Origin of the sequence: Salinivibrio proteolyticus, assembly GCF_001996165.1 — a bacterium.
GTDB classification, from domain to species: domain Bacteria; phylum Pseudomonadota; class Gammaproteobacteria; order Enterobacterales; family Vibrionaceae; genus Salinivibrio; species Salinivibrio proteolyticus.
Genome location: NZ_MUFP01000005.1, coordinates 34,489 through 51,416, shown reverse-complemented (window position 1 = coordinate 51,416; position 16,928 = coordinate 34,489). Strand labels below are relative to the sequence as shown.

Sequence of the window (16,928 nt, the reverse complement as noted above, 5' to 3'; positions counted from 1 at the left end):
GTTTTCATCATTTCTCATCTTATTCTGCCTTCTGTGCCCAGACGTGAATGTAACGTCCTAGCGACACAAAGGGTTCTTCGCGGCATAGCTGCTGTTCTAGCGCCACCACTTGTTCAAACGTAAAGTCACCCGTACGCGTATCTCGCATGTAATCATGAAACGTGCGCACTCCGGTTTTGCCCTTAATCTCGCATCCTGCTTGCGTGATCCATTGATACACGTCGTTAGGCATTAAGCCTTTCGTCGGCTGCAGTTTGAAGCGTTTTCGATGCRGCATACCCGCCTGAACATGGCTTAAATTGCCGCACACTAAATTCTTAAAGAGTAAGCCGGTCTGGTTATAGAACATCACCGATGCGAAACCGCCGGGCTTAAGCAACGTCAATAACGTCTTGAGCACCTGTTCTGGATGCTCTAGCCACTCCATCACCGCGTGAAACAAAATCACATCTGGTGCAGTGGTCAAATGTTCGCCGATCGCTTGCACAGGGGCGTGAACCAGCTGATACTGCGAGAGTAAGCCTTGTTGTTCAATCTCCTGTCGCGCTAAGTCGAGCATTTGCGAAGAGAGATCACATAAAGTGACCCTGTGACCAAGCGCCGCCAATGGCTGCGATAATGGCCCAACGCCGCCACCTGCATCTAGAATATGCAGAGGACGACTATCATCGTCAAAATGGCGCAAAATCTGTTCAATGTCTTGCCAAACTACTGCTTGGCGGATTTCGCCTTTGCCCGATCCATAAATGTTTTTAACAAATTTGTGGGCAATGTCGTCGAAATTTCTGTCCTCAGTCACAATGGCATTCGTTATCATTGAATAGTAAGAAGGGCATATTTTGTCACAAGCCTTACGTTAATAAAGGTTTATGGCACTATTTGTGCCTCGTTTGACTATATTTCGGGCGACATTGCATGTTTGAATTAAAAAAACTGATCTCAACCTTGGTAATGCCCTTGCCCGCGCTGTTGTTGTTGGGTCTTTTCGGGCTATGCCTGCTTTGGTTCTCTCAGCGTAAAAAGCTGGCATCATTTGTTATCTTGGGGGCATTTTTAGGTATCTTTCTCGCGTCTTTCCAACCCGTCGCCTCTGGACTGCTTCGGCCGCTGGAACGTCAATATCCCGCCTTCCTCCCCACGGGTAAACCCGTGGATTTCGTCATGGTGTTAGGCAACAGTCATGTGGTTGATGACGCATTGCCACCCACCTCCGAGCTATCACGCACCGCGCTGATGCGCTTGGCTGAAGGTATACGCATCCATCGAATGTATCCAACCTCCAAACTGATTTTATCTGGTTATGATCACGGATATGAAGTGAGCCACGCCAGAATGTTGGCGAGAGTGGCCATGGCACTGGGCGTTAATAAGAACAGTATTCTGTTACTTGAAACCGCCAAAGATACATGGGAAGAAGCCTATCAAGCCGCATCTGTCGTAGGCAGTAGTAACCTCGTGTTAGTCACCTCTGCCTCTCACATGGATCGTGCCTTGTATGAATTTCGAAGCGCCGGGCTTGACCCTATCCCTGCCCCAACCAATTTTATGGCGCAAAAAGAAATCAAACAGCCGTGGATTAAGTACAGTCCTCGCGCACAATACTTGGAACAATTTGAGCGTTATTGGCATGAACGGTTAGGCCAAGCATGGCAAAGGCTACGCGATCTAATCGCCCAGCCGAGCGCATAAAAGGTAACAAAAAGCCGCGATAGCTATCGCGGCTTTTTTATTGGTGCTCAAACGCACGCGTTTACGACTCTAAGTGCGCGCGTACCGCCTCTAAATCCGCTTGGGTATCCACACCGTGTGGCGGTGTTTCTCGGGCCACATCAACATGAATTTTATCACCATGCCAGAGTACGCGTAACTGCTCTAGTGACTCGATTTTTTCTAAAGGACTCGGTGTCCAATGGATGTACTGGCTGATAAATCCGGCGCGATAGCCATAAATACCAATATGGCGCAGTAATGACTCAGGGACCTGCGGCAAGTCCTCACCAAAATGCTCCCGATCCCAAGGGATGGTGGCGCGACTAAAATACAGCGCAAAGCCTTGATGATCAGTGACAACTTTGACCACATTAGGATTGAAGACCTGCTCCGGTTGGTCAATCGCAACCGCAAGAGTCGCCATTGGCGCTTGTTGGTATGTGTTCAGGTTATCCGCCACTTGCCGGATCACTGCCGACGGGATCAAAGGCTCGTCACCTTGGACGTTGACGATAATGGCATCATCCGCAAACCCATAGGTTGTCACAACTTCAGCCAATCGTTCAGTGCCGGATTGGTGATCATCTCGGGTCAAGCAGACTTCACCACCGAAAGCCTCGACGGCAGCAACAATCCGTGCATCATCCGTCGCAACGATGACTTGTTTGGCACCAGCGGCTTGAGCTCGCTCGTAAACGTGTTGGATCATAGGCTTTCCGCCGATATCAGCGAGTGGTTTTCCCGGTAATCGGCTTGAGCCATAACGCGCGGGGATCACCACATAAAAGTCTGTCATCCCTGAACCTCTTCCAATGACATATCACGTGCTTCAGATTCGAGCAGCACCGGGATCCCATCCTCAATCGGATATGCAACACGGTCGAACTTACACACGAGTTCATTATTTTCTTTATTGAAGTAGAGCTTACCCTGACAAGAGGGGCAAGCCACAATTTCAAGCAGACGGTGATCCATAAGTTTCCTTTAATTTTTATGCTTTTTCAGGTGGTGAAGCTTTTCTAGCACATAGTTTGCCGCTGTGTCAGGGAGTTTCGCTGCCACAGGCAAATACCACCAATTGTCGTGAGCAATGCCTTGATATTTCACAGCATCTTTTTCGGTCATCAATAGATGTTGCCCTTTTGCGGCTAAACTGTCTAGCGCTTCGGCACTCAATGATTGATGATCTTGCACCGCTTCACTGTGTACCGGGGTCACACCCATTTTTTGTAAGGTGGCAAAAAAACGTGGCGGATGACCTATGCCCGCCATCGCAACCACCTCAGGAAGAATCGAAACCTGACAACGTTGACCACTACGTAAATTCACCGCTTCGGTCGGTACCAATGTCATTGGCCACTCCCCTTGGTGCGGCTCACCTCCATTGTTGACCACCATATCTACGGTGGCGAGACGGGACGTCTGCTCGCGCAATGGTCCTAATGGAATATAGTGCCCGTTTCCGAATCGACGCTGACCATCCACAATCACAATTTCGAGGTCGCGATCGAGCCGGTAGTGCTGCATACCATCATCCGTAACCACTACATTGACGCCCTCATCGAGGAGTCGTTTAACTGCCGCGCTCCGATCCGGGTCAACACAAACAGGCACTTGAGTACGGCGGGCAATCAAGACCGGCTCATCACCGGACACGCGAGGAGAGGTTGTTTGCGACAACAACAATGGATACTGTTCCGATTTACCCCCATAGCCGCGTGATACCACCCCGGGACGGTAGCCTTGGGCCTTCAGTTGCTCCACAAGCCAAACCACAAACGGCGTTTTGCCATTGCCGCCGATCATGATGTTACCCACCACAATCACAGGCACGGGCGCGCGATAACTGGGGGCTTTACCACTCAGATAGCGTTGACGGCGATAGCGTGCCACCGCGCCAAATAGCTTGCTAATGGGCCACAAGGGAGCGGCCCAAACCGGAACATCTTCACGAAACCAAAGTTTTTCAACCATGGTCAGTCACCAAATTGAATACGGTGCAACTGGGCATACGCACCGTCTTGCTCTAACAGCGCCTGATGGTTGCCACGCTCAACAATTTCCCCTTCATCCACCACGAGAATTTGATCCGCATCTTCAATCGTGGATAAACGGTGCGCTATCACCAACACAGTGCGATCTTTTTGCAACTCGTCCAGTGCTGCTTGAATGGCGCGCTCAGATTCAGTATCCAATGCCGAGGTCGCTTCATCCAAAATCAGTACTGGTGCGTTGCGCAGCAGCGCACGAGCAATGGCAAGGCGTTGACGTTGCCCACCAGACAAGCTGACGCCATTCTCACCTATAATGGTGTCATAGCCTTCATCTAAATCACGAATAAAGTCATCTGCATACGCCAATTTTGCCGCCTCAATGATCTGCTCACGGGTGAACTGATCCTCGGCTGCGTAGGCGATGTTGTTGGCGACGGTGTCGTTAAACAGGTGAACATTTTGCGAGACTACCGCCACATGTTGGCGCAGATTGGCAAGCTTATACTCGTCAATGGGCACGCCATCTAATGTGATGGTGCCACTGTCGATGTCATAAAAGCGCGTTAACAGGTTGGCAATGGTACTTTTGCCTGAGCCGGAGCGTCCCACCAGCGCCAAGGTTTGCCCCGCGGGTAACTCAAAGCTGACATTGCGAAGCGCAGGCGCTTCTTTGGATGGATACGTAAAGACCACATTGTCCACCTGAATATCGCCTTTCACGCGATCTGCTTCATACTCACCGGTATCTTTTTCGGTGTCGAGTTCCATCAGGTTGAACAGGCTGTGGCACGCTGCCATACCTCGTTGGAACTGCGACGTGACGTTAGTGAGAGATTTTAGTGGACGCATCAAACCAAACATCGCACCAAACACCACTGCAAACGTACCGGCGGTTAGCTCAGAGCGAATCGCTTCGGTATTTGCCAGTACCAAGACCACGACCAGCGCCATCGAGGCAATCAGCTGGATCACTGGGTTGGCAATGGATTGAGCAGAGACCAGTTTCATCGTTTGTTGGCGCATGCGATTACTGACTTTATCAAAGCGCGCCTTTTCAACGTCTTGGCCACCGTAGCTAAGGACGACTTTATGCCCTTTCAGCATTTGTTCTGCCGAGCTAGTGACTGACCCCATGGCATCTTGCATGTTCGATGAGATACGGCGGAACCGTTTCGACACCACACGAATCGAAAACGCCACCACAGGCGCGATAACCAACAAAATCGCCGATAGCTGCCAGCTCGACCAAAACATCAACACCATCATACCGATAATGTAGGCCCCTTCACGAACCAAGCTTACTAAGGCGCTGCTTGTCGCCGAAGCCACCTGTTCGGAGTCATACGTGATACGAGAGAGCAAGGCGCCGGAGGATTCTTGATCGAAAAAGCTGACGGGCATTTTCATAAAGTGGTTAAACATGCGTCGGCGCATGGTCATTACCACATTCCCCGACACCCATGACAGGCAGTAAGCGGAGACAAAACTAGACAGCCCGCGAACTACCATTAAACCAACGAGGTAAACGGGCATCCATTTGAGGAAATCCCCCGCCACATCATCATAGCTAAAGCCTTGATCGAGAAGCGGACCCAACATAGAGAGCATTAGAGTGTCGCTAGCAGCATTGATAACCAATGCAATAATCGCGATGACTAACCCTATCTTATAGTCGGCGATGTATGGCCAGAGTTGCTTGAACGTCTGCCAGGTCGTTTTATCTTGATATTCGCTCATTAAAATCGTTTAGCTGTGTAAAACAGACCGGCATTCTACTCTTTTACCCGCCGTCGTCCAAATTTACCGGTCGCCGTTCAAACAGCGTCCGATACCATTGCCCTTGGTGATCGTATCGCCACCGGGTCATTTTCCATCGGCTATGGCGGCGCTGAAAACGCACTTGGCCATCTTTCGCGGTATCCAACCAAGTGATCCCCGCTTGCTGATAACGCTCGCGAACAGCTGGCGCTGGCAATCCCCACGGATTAAACAACCCAGTTGACGCCACCACCCAATGCGGTGATACCGCGGTTATCCAAGGTGACGACGATGACGATGCACTGCCATGATGTGGCACCAGCATAATATCGCTCTGCACGGCTTCGCGATTTTCCAGGCGCGCCAGTAATGCCGACTCCCCCTGTGATTCAATATCACCGGTCAGCAAGACACTGTTACGTCCATCACTGACCCGAACCACACAAGAATCATTGTTACCCGCACGAACCGCCTGTCTCGGCGGCCAAAGCACATGAAATCTTAACCCTTGCCAATCCCACTTGGCGCCTCTCTGACAGGGTAAATAACCACGTCTTTTCTCACTGGCTCGCTGCCAAATCGGTTGAAAGCGTTCGGTGATAAACGCGGCTCCACCATCGTGGTCACTATCACCATGGCTTAAGAGTAGGCCATCGAGTTGTTCGATGCCTCGTTGCTCAAGAATCGGCTTAATCACCGCTTGCGCGATCCCGCCCACTTGCCATCGGTTTCCGGTGTCATAAAGCACCGCTCTGCCGTTTTTAGTAATTAACACCGCTAAGCCATGCCCCACATCGAGCACATCCAACTGCCAGTCAGGCAATGGTGGCGCACGCCATGCAAAAGAGGTCGTCACCAGTAGCAGTAAAAGCAACGTTTGCCGGTGCCAGCGCCAACTCACCATTAACCAGCATCCTCCCGCAACCAGCAAAGACCACAACCACGATAACGGTGGAGGCCGCAGCCAAGCTTGGCGGGCAACGTCGGCAAGCCATATCACTGGTGCTAGGCTCCAATCTGCCGCTTGCCAAATAAATGCCGCGACGGTACTGCCCGCTATGAACTGCGCAACAACGGCGACAAAGACCAAGGGTACCGTGAATATTCCCACCCAAGGGACGGCAAGAAGATTTAATGGCGTGGCGGCAGCACTCAAGCCAGAAAAAAAGCCCAGCTGCAAAGGCAACATGCCTATCAAGAGAACGAGTTGAATAAATACCAGTTGTTTACCCCGCCAAACCATACGGGCATACGTTGTTGCCGGGAACTCACGCCGACGAGACAGCAAATAATGCGCGAGGCACAGCGCTGACACCGCCGCAAACGACAGCCAAAAACTCAATGAAAAGCCAGCGAAGGGATCGCGCAGTAGCACAGCCAGCACGGTCATTTGCAACAAGGTACTAGGCGATACCTGCACTCCCATACGCTTTGCACTGGCATAGACAAATAAGGCAATCAAAGCGCGCTGGGTGGGCAACGAAAACCCAGCCAACGCGGCATACCCTAAAGCAACCAACATGGCACTGTAGAGCGGCAACCAAAGGGTGAGTCGCCATTCGGGCAGCAGCAAACGGATCCCCCACCCGACTTGCCACCCCAACGCAAACGCCAGCCCAATGTGAAGCCCAGAAATAGCCATCAGGTGAGCTAGACCGCTGTGCGTTAAGATTTGCCAATCTTCGTGGGTCAACCATTGCCGCTCTCCCAAGCTTAGCGCCAGTAAATAGCGGCCATAACGCAAAGGCTCAAGCACAGGAGTCAGTGCATTTAAGACTGATTGCCGCCATGATGGTGTGTGTGTGAGGCGCTCGGCTTTTTTGAGGCTGGCTTTGCTATGAATCCGTCGGGCCACAAAGTAACGCTCCGCATCAAAGCCCGCTTCGTTTAAACGTCCATACGGCGGCTTCAGTCTAACCGTGAGCCTCCAACGCTCACCTTGTTGGGGAAAAGGCGGCGATTGCCAATAAAGACGCACTCGAACTGAACGAAAAAACGGCAGTGGTTTATCATTAATTTTATCAACGTCAAAAATAATCGATTGTGGGCCGGCTTTGGGGCTAAAAAGGCTGCCCACAGAGCCAGATATTGTAGTATCCTCTGTGCTAGAAATGATTTGGATCACGTCTGCTTGGTACAAGGTTGCGGATAATACAGCCCAAGTGAGCCCTAACGCGCTCCCCGCGAGCCACCAAAGGCGCTTTTTCCACCCAAAATGAAATACAATACACGCAATGAAACACGTCCAAACTGGTGGCAAAGTGGGCCACCACGGCAGCGATAAAATTGACGCAGCCAAGCCGAGCGTGAATGTCAGCTTCATCGCGTAACATCCAGGTAAATTAAGCAGGTATGCCCAAGAAGTTTTTTCAACGCTACATGCCAAAACGCGAGGCATTGCGCGATAACAAAGCACTGCGCGTGTTTGGAAGCCTGTTGCATGACCCAAACCTGTGGTGCTTGAATCGTCGATCTGCATCGGGGGCGTTTGCGGTCGGTTTGTTCATGGCATTTGTCCCCTTGCCCAGCCAGATGATCATGGCAGCGGGGCTGGCGATCTTGTTTGGTGTCAACCTGCCTTTGTCGGTCGCGTTGGTTTGGATCAGTAATCCCATTACCATGCCTGTGCTGTTCTATCTCGCCTATAAACTCGGCGCGTGGATGATGAACACACCGCCCTATCCCTTCCATTTTGAGCTCTCTTGGCACTATTTGGTTGAACAAATGGGTCACATTGGACCGCCTTTCTTTCTCGGCTGTATGACCAGTGGTTTGGTGCTCGCCGTGATTGGCTATTTTGCCGTCAGAGGCATTTGGCGCTATTCCGTGGTAAGAAGCTGGCGTAAACGTAAACTTCGTATTCCGAACAAGTTAAAAGAAGTGCTGCCGAAGCCGAATAAACCCTCTTGATTCACGTTGATATCAGGCAACGCTAAAACGGTAGGAAAAGAAAACAAGCCGCTTGAGGGCGCATTGCGACACAGTCATCATCCGGCATTATCAATACGTAAAACCAACCCAAAATTATCGAGACAGATCGAAAAAGGGCCAGCACTCATGCTGGCCCTTTTGATGATGGGTTGTAGTAGCTAGCTAGCCGCTATTTTGCACTCAATACAGCCGCTGGCTGCAACTGACACGCGCGACGCGCTGGATACCAAGCGGCCAATAAGCTGAGAAGCATCGCGGTTAAACTCACCACCACCACATCGGACACGCGTAACTCACTGGGTAGGAAGTTAATAAAATACACATCACCAGAGAGAAAACGGTGACCCACAACCTGCTCTACCCATTGGATTAAGTGGGTTAAATTGCTTGCAAGCAATACTCCCAGCACACTGCCAATCAGGCTCCCCAACGCACCGGCGAATAGTCCATACCAAATAAAAATTCGTCGTATCAAGGTATCGCCTGCTCCCATCGTACGCAAAATCGCAATATCAGCCGCACGGTCTTTCACCGACATCATCAGCGTTGATACCACGTTAAAGCAGGCCACACCAATCACCAAAACCATGACCAGATACATAATCGAACGCACCAAATGGATATCGCGATACAAATAGCCAAATTCACTGGTCCAGTCTTTCATGTACACATAGGCGGAAAGAGTTTGACCGACCTCTCGGACAATGCGTCGCGCCTCCAATACCGGTTCGACTTTGAGTGAGACCCCGGTAACCGCATCATCTAGCGCCATCAACTGCTGCGCATCAGATAGACGCATCAAGGCTAACGCATGATCAATCTGTCCGCCCAGCCGTAACAATCCACCCACTTGCATTCTCACTCGCTGAGGTGAACGCAACTTTAAGCTCGCATCCGCCGCGGGGATCATCACGGTTAACCAATCGCCTACCTTCACGCCTAAGCTATCGGCGACACCTTGCCCGAGCACGATGTTTGATTGCGCCGCTGGCAAACTGTCCCAACCGCCATCAATAAACGCACCAATGCGACTCACTGCCGATTCGTCGCTCGGTGAAACGGCACGGATCTGGGCAGGTTTAAGTGCACTGCCATGTTCCATCAACACGGTCATTTCCACGTACGGCGCCGCAGCCACCACTTGAGGATGCTGCAAGGCTTGGCGCTTTACTTGCTGCCAGTCTTCGAGCGGACCATTAACGCCAAACACTTGTGCATGCGGCACCACAGAGAGCACACGCTGATTAAGCTCACGCTCAAAGCCATTCATGGCCGATAGACCGACAATAATGACCATCACACCGATGGCAATGCCAATCACCGATGACAACGAGATAAATGAGACCAGCCGATTACGCTGGCGGGCACGACTAAAGCGGCGTCCAATGGCTAACGACAGTGGTTTCATTGCCCCTCCTCAGTGGCACTCACAGCAAGCAGTTGGCCATCTTGCATTCGCACTTGGCGGTCCAATTTGGCTGCCAGCTCACTGTCATGCGTCACCACTAGAAACGCCGTCCCATGTCGTGCATTCAACGAACGCATCAGATCATAGATCTCCAAGGCTGTCGCATGGTCAAGATTCCCCGTCGGTTCGTCAGCGAGAACCAGCTTAGGATCGTTGACTAGCGCACGTGCGATCGCGACACGCTGACGCTCGCCCCCCGATAACTCAGCGGGACGATGGGATAAACGATGGCCCACGCCGACCGCATTCAACATCTCCGTTGCTCTTGCTGTGGCCGTCTTGCGTGCAACTTTATTGATCAGCAGTGGCATCATCACATTTTCGAGTGCCGTAAAATCAGCCAGTAGGTGATGAAACTGATAAACAAATCCAAGCGCTTGGTTTCTTAGCTGCGCTTGTTGGTTCGCAGACATTTGGCTAATTGCTTTGCCCTCAAAATACACCTCACCCTCGCTCGGTGTATCAAGCGTCCCCAAGGTGTGCAACAAGGTACTTTTGCCTGAGCCAGACGAGCCGACAATCGCCACAAGCTCTCCCGATGCAATGCTCAGAGACACCTGATTCAATACATGAATCGCCTGACCACCCTCTTGATAGGTTTTACTGATTTGGTGACAGGACAACAAAGACTCATTCATAACGCAGTGCCTCAGCAGGTTGAACAGATGCCGCTTTAAAAGCAGGGAAAAGGGTCGCTAACGTGCTCAGCAAAATAGCCAACACCATAACCATAACGACGTGAGTTGGATTGACGACCACGGGAAGCGCAAGGCCATTGCCTAGCAAACTCACCCCAAACAGGGCCATGATTTCATTAATATAGAGAGACGCAAGCACCCCCAATACGCCCCCGACCAATGCGCCCAATAACCCACTGAGTGAGCCTTGAGCCATAAAGACAGCAACAATATCGCGATTTTGCATGCCTAAGGTCTTCAAAATGGCAACCTCGGCTTGTTTCTCCATCACCACCATAATTAAGGCAGCAATAATGTTGAATGCAGCGACAATAATGATCAGACTGAGCATTAAGCTCATCATGTTCTTTTCCATCTTCACCGCTTGAAAAAGCTCGCCCCGCCAGACGCGCCAATCTTGCCACGCTGCACTCTCTGCCATCGGTTTGAGATCGGTAATCGCAAAGGGATCGTCAAGGAAAAGGCGTAAATCTTTCGCTTGCTGCGGCGGAACACGCATTAAACGCGCTACATCATGGATGTTAGCCAGCATCAATTGATTATCGACATCAGTCCCAGTGTGAAAAATGCCCGCCACGGTGAATAAACGCTGCGCAGGGATCCGCCCAATCGGGGTAAACTGGCTCGCACTGGTGACCATCACGCGCACCTGATCGCCAATACGTAAACGTAAATTGCTCGCCATCGCACGGCCAATGATGATTTGATAACGACCCTCGGCTAACGCTTGAATATCTCCTTGTAACAGATGGTCTGCCAACGGCTCATAAGCGGTTGGATCAATTCCTTCTAACAATCCTGCACTCAGCCCTGTTCGGCTTTGTAACACCGCCTCTGTGGTTTGAATGGGAGCCGTCGCCACCACATGTGGCCATTGTTCAACGCGGTTTTTTACCGATGCCGTTTGTCCGTCCGCGATGACCGCATGCGGTAGTACGCCTAAAATGCGGCCTTTTAACTGGGCTTCAAAGCCATTCATCACTGATGACACGGTGATCAAAGCGAGCACACCAATAGCAATTCCTGCAGTAGACATAGACGACACAAATCGCCCAAAACGATCGGCCGATCGGCCGCGCAAATACCGCAAGCCAATAAACACCGATAAGGGTTGATACATAGTGCACCTAGCTTATTGTTTTGATTCGCTGCAAAGCATACCTGCCTGAGCGAATGTCGCCAAGTTTACACACCGATTTGACTGAATATTGACGGATACTGCCCAGAAGCGCACGTTGACGCCCGATAAGGCGGTCTTGAAACTTTACCTAACGCGACGGGTGCGTGATAATCATGAAATGACTGCAAGATAAGGCACAGTGATGAGCCAAGACGAGTACTTTTCTGTAAGAGCCGCAATACGCATTAATGTTGAGCCGCTTCAAGATAGCCAAGCCCAACCCGATGCGGATGCATTTATGGCGGAAATCCCCGCGCCCTTTCGGGTAGCAAGCCAATGTGGCCAAGTCGATAACGCGGTTGAAAAAGAGTTACAATCTCTTGAGCCGGACGATGCCTCAGCACTGTACCGTATCTTGCAAGCGCAAAACGAAAAGATCACCTTAATGATGGGCTATATGCTCAGTCAAGAAGACGATCCCGCTCAGCGCTTCACCACCCATGCATTCGGCGCAAGCAGCTTTGCCTATCTAAGCCCCACACCACTAAAACAGAGCGACCATGTGCGTGTGAAGCTGTTTCTTGATTTTCCGCCCACAGCGATTTATTGCTATGGCGTGGTCACCCACTGTGAAAAAAAAGCGCCTGACGATGACCATCCACCTCAGTATTTGATCCAAATCCAATACACACGCTTATTGGAAGACGACCGAGACACTCTGATCCGCGCCGCCTTACATCATCAGCAAAAGCTTTTGCGAAAGCGCGCACTCAACCGAAACAAATCAAGCAGTTAAATTCATGACTCAACAACCGCTATACACGTTTACCCTTCCCCGTGGTGCGGGTGACGTCAAACACCTAGGCAACTTAACGGGTGCGGCGTTACCGATTGCCGTCGCCAACATTCGTCAGCAACATCAGGGACCCATTTTTTTGTTGGTGCCCGATAACCAAACCGCAGTTCGCTTGCAGCCCGCGATCAGCCAATTTACCGAGGGGCAATGCGATATTTTTCCCGACTGGGAAACCTTACCTTATGACAGCTTCTCGCCCCATCAAGATATTATCTCTGCACGACTGGCGTGCCTGTACCAACTGCCGACCCAAGGTGACGGCGTACTGATCGCGCCGGCGAGTACCGCCTTACAACGTGTGACGCCAAAGCAGTTTCTCCATCAGCATGCATTGATGGTGAAAAAAGGTGACATTCTGTCGCTCGAGAAGCTGCGCGACCAACTGACGGATGCCGGCTATCGCCATGTTGACCAAGTCATGGAGCACGGTGAATTTGCCAGCCGCGGTTCGATCCTTGATTTATTTCCGATGGGCAGTGATGAGCCTTATCGCATCGACTTTTTCGATGATGAAGTGGACACGATTCGTCAATTCGATCCAGAGAATCAGCGTTCGACTGGTGAGTTAGCGCAAATTCAATTGCTGCCTGCGCACGAATTTCCCACCGATGATGCCGCCGTTGAGTTTTTCCGTGGCCGCTTCCGCGAGCACTTTGAAGCCCGCCGAGAACCGGAATCTGTCTACCAACAAGTCAGCAAAAAAACATGGCCGGCAGGGATTGAATACTGGCTACCGCTGTTTTTCGACCAAACCGAAACCCTGTTCGACTACCTGCCCGATAACACCCTGATTTTAACCGTGGGTGATATCGAAGCGGCGATGACACACTTTCTCGATGACGTGGCACACCGCTACGACCAGCGCCGTGTGGACCCCTTACGTCCGCTATTACCGCCGCACGCTATTTGGCTTAATAAAGACCAGCTGTTTAGCCACTTGAAGGATTATCCGCAACTGCGCCTATCAAGTGACAGCGTCACAGAAAAAGCAGGCCGTGAGAATGTCGATATCTCTCCACTGCCGACGTTAACGGTCAATCATCAAGCCAAAGAACCGCTAGCCGCACTGCGTCAATTCAGTGAACAATTTAGCGGTCACTTGGTATTCTCGGTCGAATCGGAAGGTCGCCGGGAGGCACTGCTTGATCTGTTGGCCCAAGCCAAAATCCGCCCCATGGTCGCGTCGTCGCTCTCAGACGCGCTGGCGCAACCGGGCCGATTCAGTCTTATCATTGGGCCGGTTGACCAAGGCTTTATTGATAACACTCGTCAATTTGCCCTGATTTGTGAAAGCGACATGTTTGGCGAGCGTGCTGTACAGCAACGTCGTCGTGATAAGCGGAAGCAAAGCGTCAACAACGATGCCGTGATACGCAGTTTGGCCGAGCTCAAACCGGGACAACCCGTGGTTCATCTTGAGCATGGCATCGGTCGCTATCAAGGGCTGCAAACACTTGAAGCCGGTGGACTTAAAACCGAGTACATGACCCTTGAATACCAGCAAGGCGCCAAGCTTTATGTGCCGGTCAGTGCGTTACACTTGATTAGCCGCTACTCCGGTGGCGCGGAAGATGCAGCGCCTATCCATAAACTCGGGGGCGAAGCATGGGAGAAAGCGCGTCGTCGCGCGGCAGAAAAAGTGCGCGATGTCGCCGCAGAGCTGTTGGATGTCTATGCCAAGCGTGAAACCAAGCCTGGCTTTGCCTTCAAATATGACAAAGAAGCCTATCAAGTATTTCGATCCAGCTTCCCGTTCGAAGAAACGCCGGACCAATCCCAAGCCATTAACGCGGTCCTCTCGGATATGTGCCGCCCCATTGCCATGGATCGCTTAGTGTGTGGTGATGTCGGTTTTGGTAAAACCGAAGTGGCCATGCGGGCTGCGTTTCTTGCCGTCAATAACAGCAAACAAGTCGCCGTACTTGTGCCGACAACCTTGCTTGCCCAGCAGCATTTCGAAAACTTCCGTGACCGCTWTGCCAACTTACCGGTCCGCGTCGAGGTACTCTCTCGCTTTAAATCAGCGAAAGAACAAAAAGCCATTTTGGCCGACTGTGCCGAGGGAAAAATCGATATTTTGATTGGCACCCATAAACTGCTGCAAGCGGATGTGAAGCTACGTGATCTGGGCTTGCTCATCGTGGATGAGGAACACCGTTTTGGCGTCCGCCAAAAAGAGAAAATCAAAGCCATGCGCGCCAACATTGATATTCTCACCCTCACGGCGACCCCGATCCCACGGACGCTCAACATGGCCATGAGTGGCATGCGCGATCTCTCGATCATCGCCACGCCACCATCACGTCGCTTGGCGGTAAAAACCTTTGTCCGCGAGCGCGAAGACACCTTGGTCAAAGAAGCGTTGTTGCGCGAAATTATGCGCGGTGGTCAAGTGTATTTCTTGCACAATGACATCGAAACAATTGAAAAAACCGCGAATGAAATCAGTGAAATGATCCCCGAAGCGCGCGTAACCGTGGCCCATGGTCAAATGCGTGAGCGGGAACTCGAGCGGATCATGAGCGATTTTTATCATCAAAAATATAACGTCTTGGTGTGTACCACCATCATTGAGACCGGTATCGATGTGCCGTCCGCGAACACCATCATTATTGACCGTGCCGACCACTTTGGTTTAGCTCAGCTCCACCAACTGCGTGGACGTGTCGGTCGCTCGCACCATCAGGCCTATGCCTACCTACTAACCCCACATCCCAAGCGGATGACCAAGGACGCCGCCAAGCGATTAGAAGCCATTGCCTCACTYGAAGATCTGGGCGCTGGTTTTACCCTTGCCACCCATGATTTAGAAATTCGCGGGGCCGGAGAGCTGTTGGGGGATGAGCAAAGCGGCCAAATTCAATCGATTGGCTTTACCCTCTACATGGACATGCTTGAGCAAGCCGTCGAGGCGCTAAAAGAAGGCAAAGAGCCGAGCTTGGATGCGCTGTTAAAAGAGCAAACCGACGTCGAGCTTCGACTCCCCGCTCTGCTGCCGGATGACTATATCCCTGACATCAACACCCGTTTGTCGATGTATAAACGCATCGCCAGCGCGAAATCGAATGATGATATTCAAGAGCTTCAAGTCGAGTTAATTGATCGCTTTGGGCTGCTCCCTGATGCCACCAAAAACTTGTTACATGTCCAACAAATCAAGTTACGGGCGGCACACCTAGGAGTGAAGAAAATCGAAGCCAGTGACCGCGGAGGGGTGGTTGAATTTCATGAGGATGCGCAAATTGATCCCGGATTCTTAGTGGGACTGTTACAATCGCGTCCAGACAAGTATAAATTTGATGGGCCAACCAAAATTAAGTTTGTCGAAAGCCTCACTGACCGACGTGAGCGGATGAACTTTATTGATGAGCTGTTGACTCAATTTGCAAGTCACCAACTGGTCGCCTAATCGGCGATCAGACTGGCTTGCCAGAGAGAACGGAGTAACCTGTGAAAAACCATCAACGTCAACCACAAGGCTGGCTAACGCGCATTGCCAAGCAAAGCATTTGGGCATTACTGCTTATTGCCATCAGTCAGCCGGCTTTGGCTAAACGACTTTATGATGTCGAGCTGATTGTGTTTAAACGCAATCAAGATCCCGCGAGCGTCCAAGAAAGCTGGCCCACCCAAACCGATATCCAGTCGGTCAATCGAGCGGTTCCAGTCACCAATACGACTGCATTGCAAAACGCAGGCCTGACCCCGCTACCGCGTAGCCAATGGCAATTAACGGACGCATACAACAAACTGGCCAACCATGCAGGCTTCACCCCGATGGTGCACGTGGCTTGGCGTCAAGATGATAGCGGGCGTGCAGCACTTCCCTTACTGCGGGTTAGCGCGGGCCCAGATTATAGCGACCGGTTTAACGCAGATGGCACCCCGATCACGGCCCAACCTGCTACACCAACAAACGCAACCGCTTCTAATACCGAGTCGCAGTGGGACGAGCAATCATTGGATACCCGACCACCTCGCCAACCGCTCTATGAGCTAGATGGGACACTACGCGTCTATGTACAACATTACTTGTTTGTCGAGGCCGATCTGGTGCTACGCGAGCCCAGCGAGAGACGCGCTCTGGTTGAAGACATTATCGATATGCCGTTGCAAACCTCAGACGCACAACAAGGTGCGGCAACGAGTACCAACAATGTACAAGTTGCAGGCTTGGAAAAGGTGAAAAAGCAGTATCACATCCAACGTTTCTTGCAGCCCTATGCATTCACGCACAAACGACGGATGCGCAGTGGTGAGACCCACTATTTGGATAACCCCATGATGGGCATGATTATTCAAGTAAGAAAGGCAAACTAACCCTGTCCAGTCACTGCTGAACCCTATCAGTACTGAACAAAATGGCCTTGTCTTCCTATTGGATGGCAAGGCT

At 51.4% G+C, this 16,928-nt stretch carries 14 protein-coding genes; 5 read left to right on the top strand and 9 right to left on the bottom strand.

All coding sequences use genetic code 11. The features are described from left to right. Nucleotides 1–19 precede the first annotated feature (19 nt). Nucleotides 20–799, bottom strand: a complete 780-nt coding sequence (gene cmoM / locus BZJ19_RS04505) for a tRNA uridine 5-oxyacetic acid(34) methyltransferase CmoM (RefSeq protein WP_077674908.1) — start codon at nucleotides 797–799, stop codon at nucleotides 20–22. A 116-nt stretch (nucleotides 800–915) separates the two neighbouring features. Here cmoM and elyC point away from each other — a divergent pair, with 116 nt between their 5' ends. Next, complete coding sequence (elyC, locus tag BZJ19_RS04500; RefSeq protein WP_069587311.1) at nucleotides 916–1,689, top strand: envelope biogenesis factor ElyC; 774 nt, start codon at nucleotides 916–918, stop codon at nucleotides 1,687–1,689. Between the two features lie 61 nt (nucleotides 1,690–1,750). On the opposite strand, the gene kdsB is transcribed toward elyC, so the two are convergent. Genes kdsB through BZJ19_RS04475 form a run of 5 tightly spaced genes read right to left on the bottom strand, consistent with a single transcriptional unit; the run spans nucleotide 1,751 to nucleotide 7,785 of the window. Further along, the gene (gene kdsB, locus BZJ19_RS04495) at nucleotides 1,751–2,506 is read right to left on the bottom strand and encodes a 3-deoxy-manno-octulosonate cytidylyltransferase (RefSeq protein WP_077674745.1); all 756 of its coding nucleotides are present in this window, start codon (nucleotides 2,504–2,506) and stop codon (nucleotides 1,751–1,753) included. Then, nucleotides 2,503–2,685: a Trm112 family protein gene (locus BZJ19_RS04490; RefSeq protein WP_069587307.1), complete on the bottom strand. Its 183-nt coding sequence runs from the start codon at nucleotides 2,683–2,685 to the stop codon at nucleotides 2,503–2,505. Before BZJ19_RS04490 ends, kdsB begins: the two co-directional genes overlap by 4 nt. 9 nt (nucleotides 2,686–2,694) lie before the next feature. Next, entirely contained in the window at nucleotides 2,695–3,684 is a 990-nt protein-coding gene (gene lpxK, locus BZJ19_RS04485; protein WP_077674744.1) for a tetraacyldisaccharide 4'-kinase, read from the bottom strand. 2 nt (nucleotides 3,685–3,686) lie between these two features. Next, nucleotides 3,687–5,441, bottom strand: a complete 1,755-nt coding sequence (msbA, locus tag BZJ19_RS04480; RefSeq protein WP_077674743.1) for a lipid A ABC transporter ATP-binding protein/permease MsbA — start codon at nucleotides 5,439–5,441, stop codon at nucleotides 3,687–3,689. A 43-nt stretch (nucleotides 5,442–5,484) separates the two neighbouring features. Then, entirely contained in the window at nucleotides 5,485–7,785 is a 2,301-nt protein-coding gene (locus BZJ19_RS04475) for a DNA internalization-related competence protein ComEC/Rec2 (RefSeq protein WP_157891158.1), read from the bottom strand. A gap of 29 nt (nucleotides 7,786–7,814) precedes the next feature. On the opposite strand from BZJ19_RS04475, the gene BZJ19_RS04470 reads away from it, so the two are divergent. Next, nucleotides 7,815–8,372 carry a DUF2062 domain-containing protein gene (locus BZJ19_RS04470; protein WP_069587302.1) on the top strand — a complete coding sequence of 186 codons (558 nt, stop codon included), beginning with the start codon at nucleotides 7,815–7,817 and terminating at the stop codon, nucleotides 8,370–8,372. 190 nt (nucleotides 8,373–8,562) lie between these two features. Here BZJ19_RS04470 and lolE read toward each other — a convergent pair whose 3' ends face one another. From lolE to lolC, 3 genes are read right to left on the bottom strand one after another with little or no spacing between them, the layout of a single operon-like run. Continuing rightward, nucleotides 8,563–9,801 (bottom strand): lipoprotein-releasing ABC transporter permease subunit LolE, encoded by a 1,239-nt coding sequence (gene lolE / locus BZJ19_RS04465; protein ID WP_077674741.1) that lies wholly within the window; start codon nucleotides 9,799–9,801, stop codon nucleotides 8,563–8,565. Then, nucleotides 9,798–10,499, bottom strand: a complete 702-nt coding sequence (gene lolD, locus BZJ19_RS04460; protein ID WP_069587298.1) for a lipoprotein-releasing ABC transporter ATP-binding protein LolD — start codon at nucleotides 10,497–10,499, stop codon at nucleotides 9,798–9,800. The genes lolE and lolD overlap by 4 nt, the downstream gene beginning before the upstream one ends. After that, a complete protein-coding gene (gene lolC / locus BZJ19_RS04455; RefSeq protein ID WP_069587296.1) occupies nucleotides 10,492–11,679 on the bottom strand; it encodes a lipoprotein-releasing ABC transporter permease subunit LolC in 1,188 nt (395 codons plus the stop codon). Before lolC ends, lolD begins: the two co-directional genes overlap by 8 nt. A 202-nt stretch (nucleotides 11,680–11,881) precedes the next feature. On the opposite strand from lolC, the gene BZJ19_RS04450 reads away from it, so the two are divergent. The 3 genes from BZJ19_RS04450 to BZJ19_RS04440 are packed head-to-tail and all read left to right on the top strand — an operon-like array spanning nucleotide 11,882 to nucleotide 16,855. Beyond that, entirely contained in the window at nucleotides 11,882–12,475 is a 594-nt protein-coding gene (locus tag BZJ19_RS04450; RefSeq protein WP_069587294.1) for a hypothetical protein, read from the top strand. Between the two features lie 4 nt (nucleotides 12,476–12,479). After that, the gene (mfd, locus tag BZJ19_RS04445) at nucleotides 12,480–15,944 is read left to right on the top strand and encodes a transcription-repair coupling factor (protein WP_077674740.1); all 3,465 of its coding nucleotides are present in this window, start codon (nucleotides 12,480–12,482) and stop codon (nucleotides 15,942–15,944) included. Between the two features lie 41 nt (nucleotides 15,945–15,985). Continuing rightward, the gene (locus BZJ19_RS04440) at nucleotides 15,986–16,855 is read left to right on the top strand and encodes a peptidoglycan binding protein CsiV (protein WP_235608142.1); all 870 of its coding nucleotides are present in this window, start codon (nucleotides 15,986–15,988) and stop codon (nucleotides 16,853–16,855) included. Nucleotides 16,856–16,928: the final 73 nt, after the last annotated feature.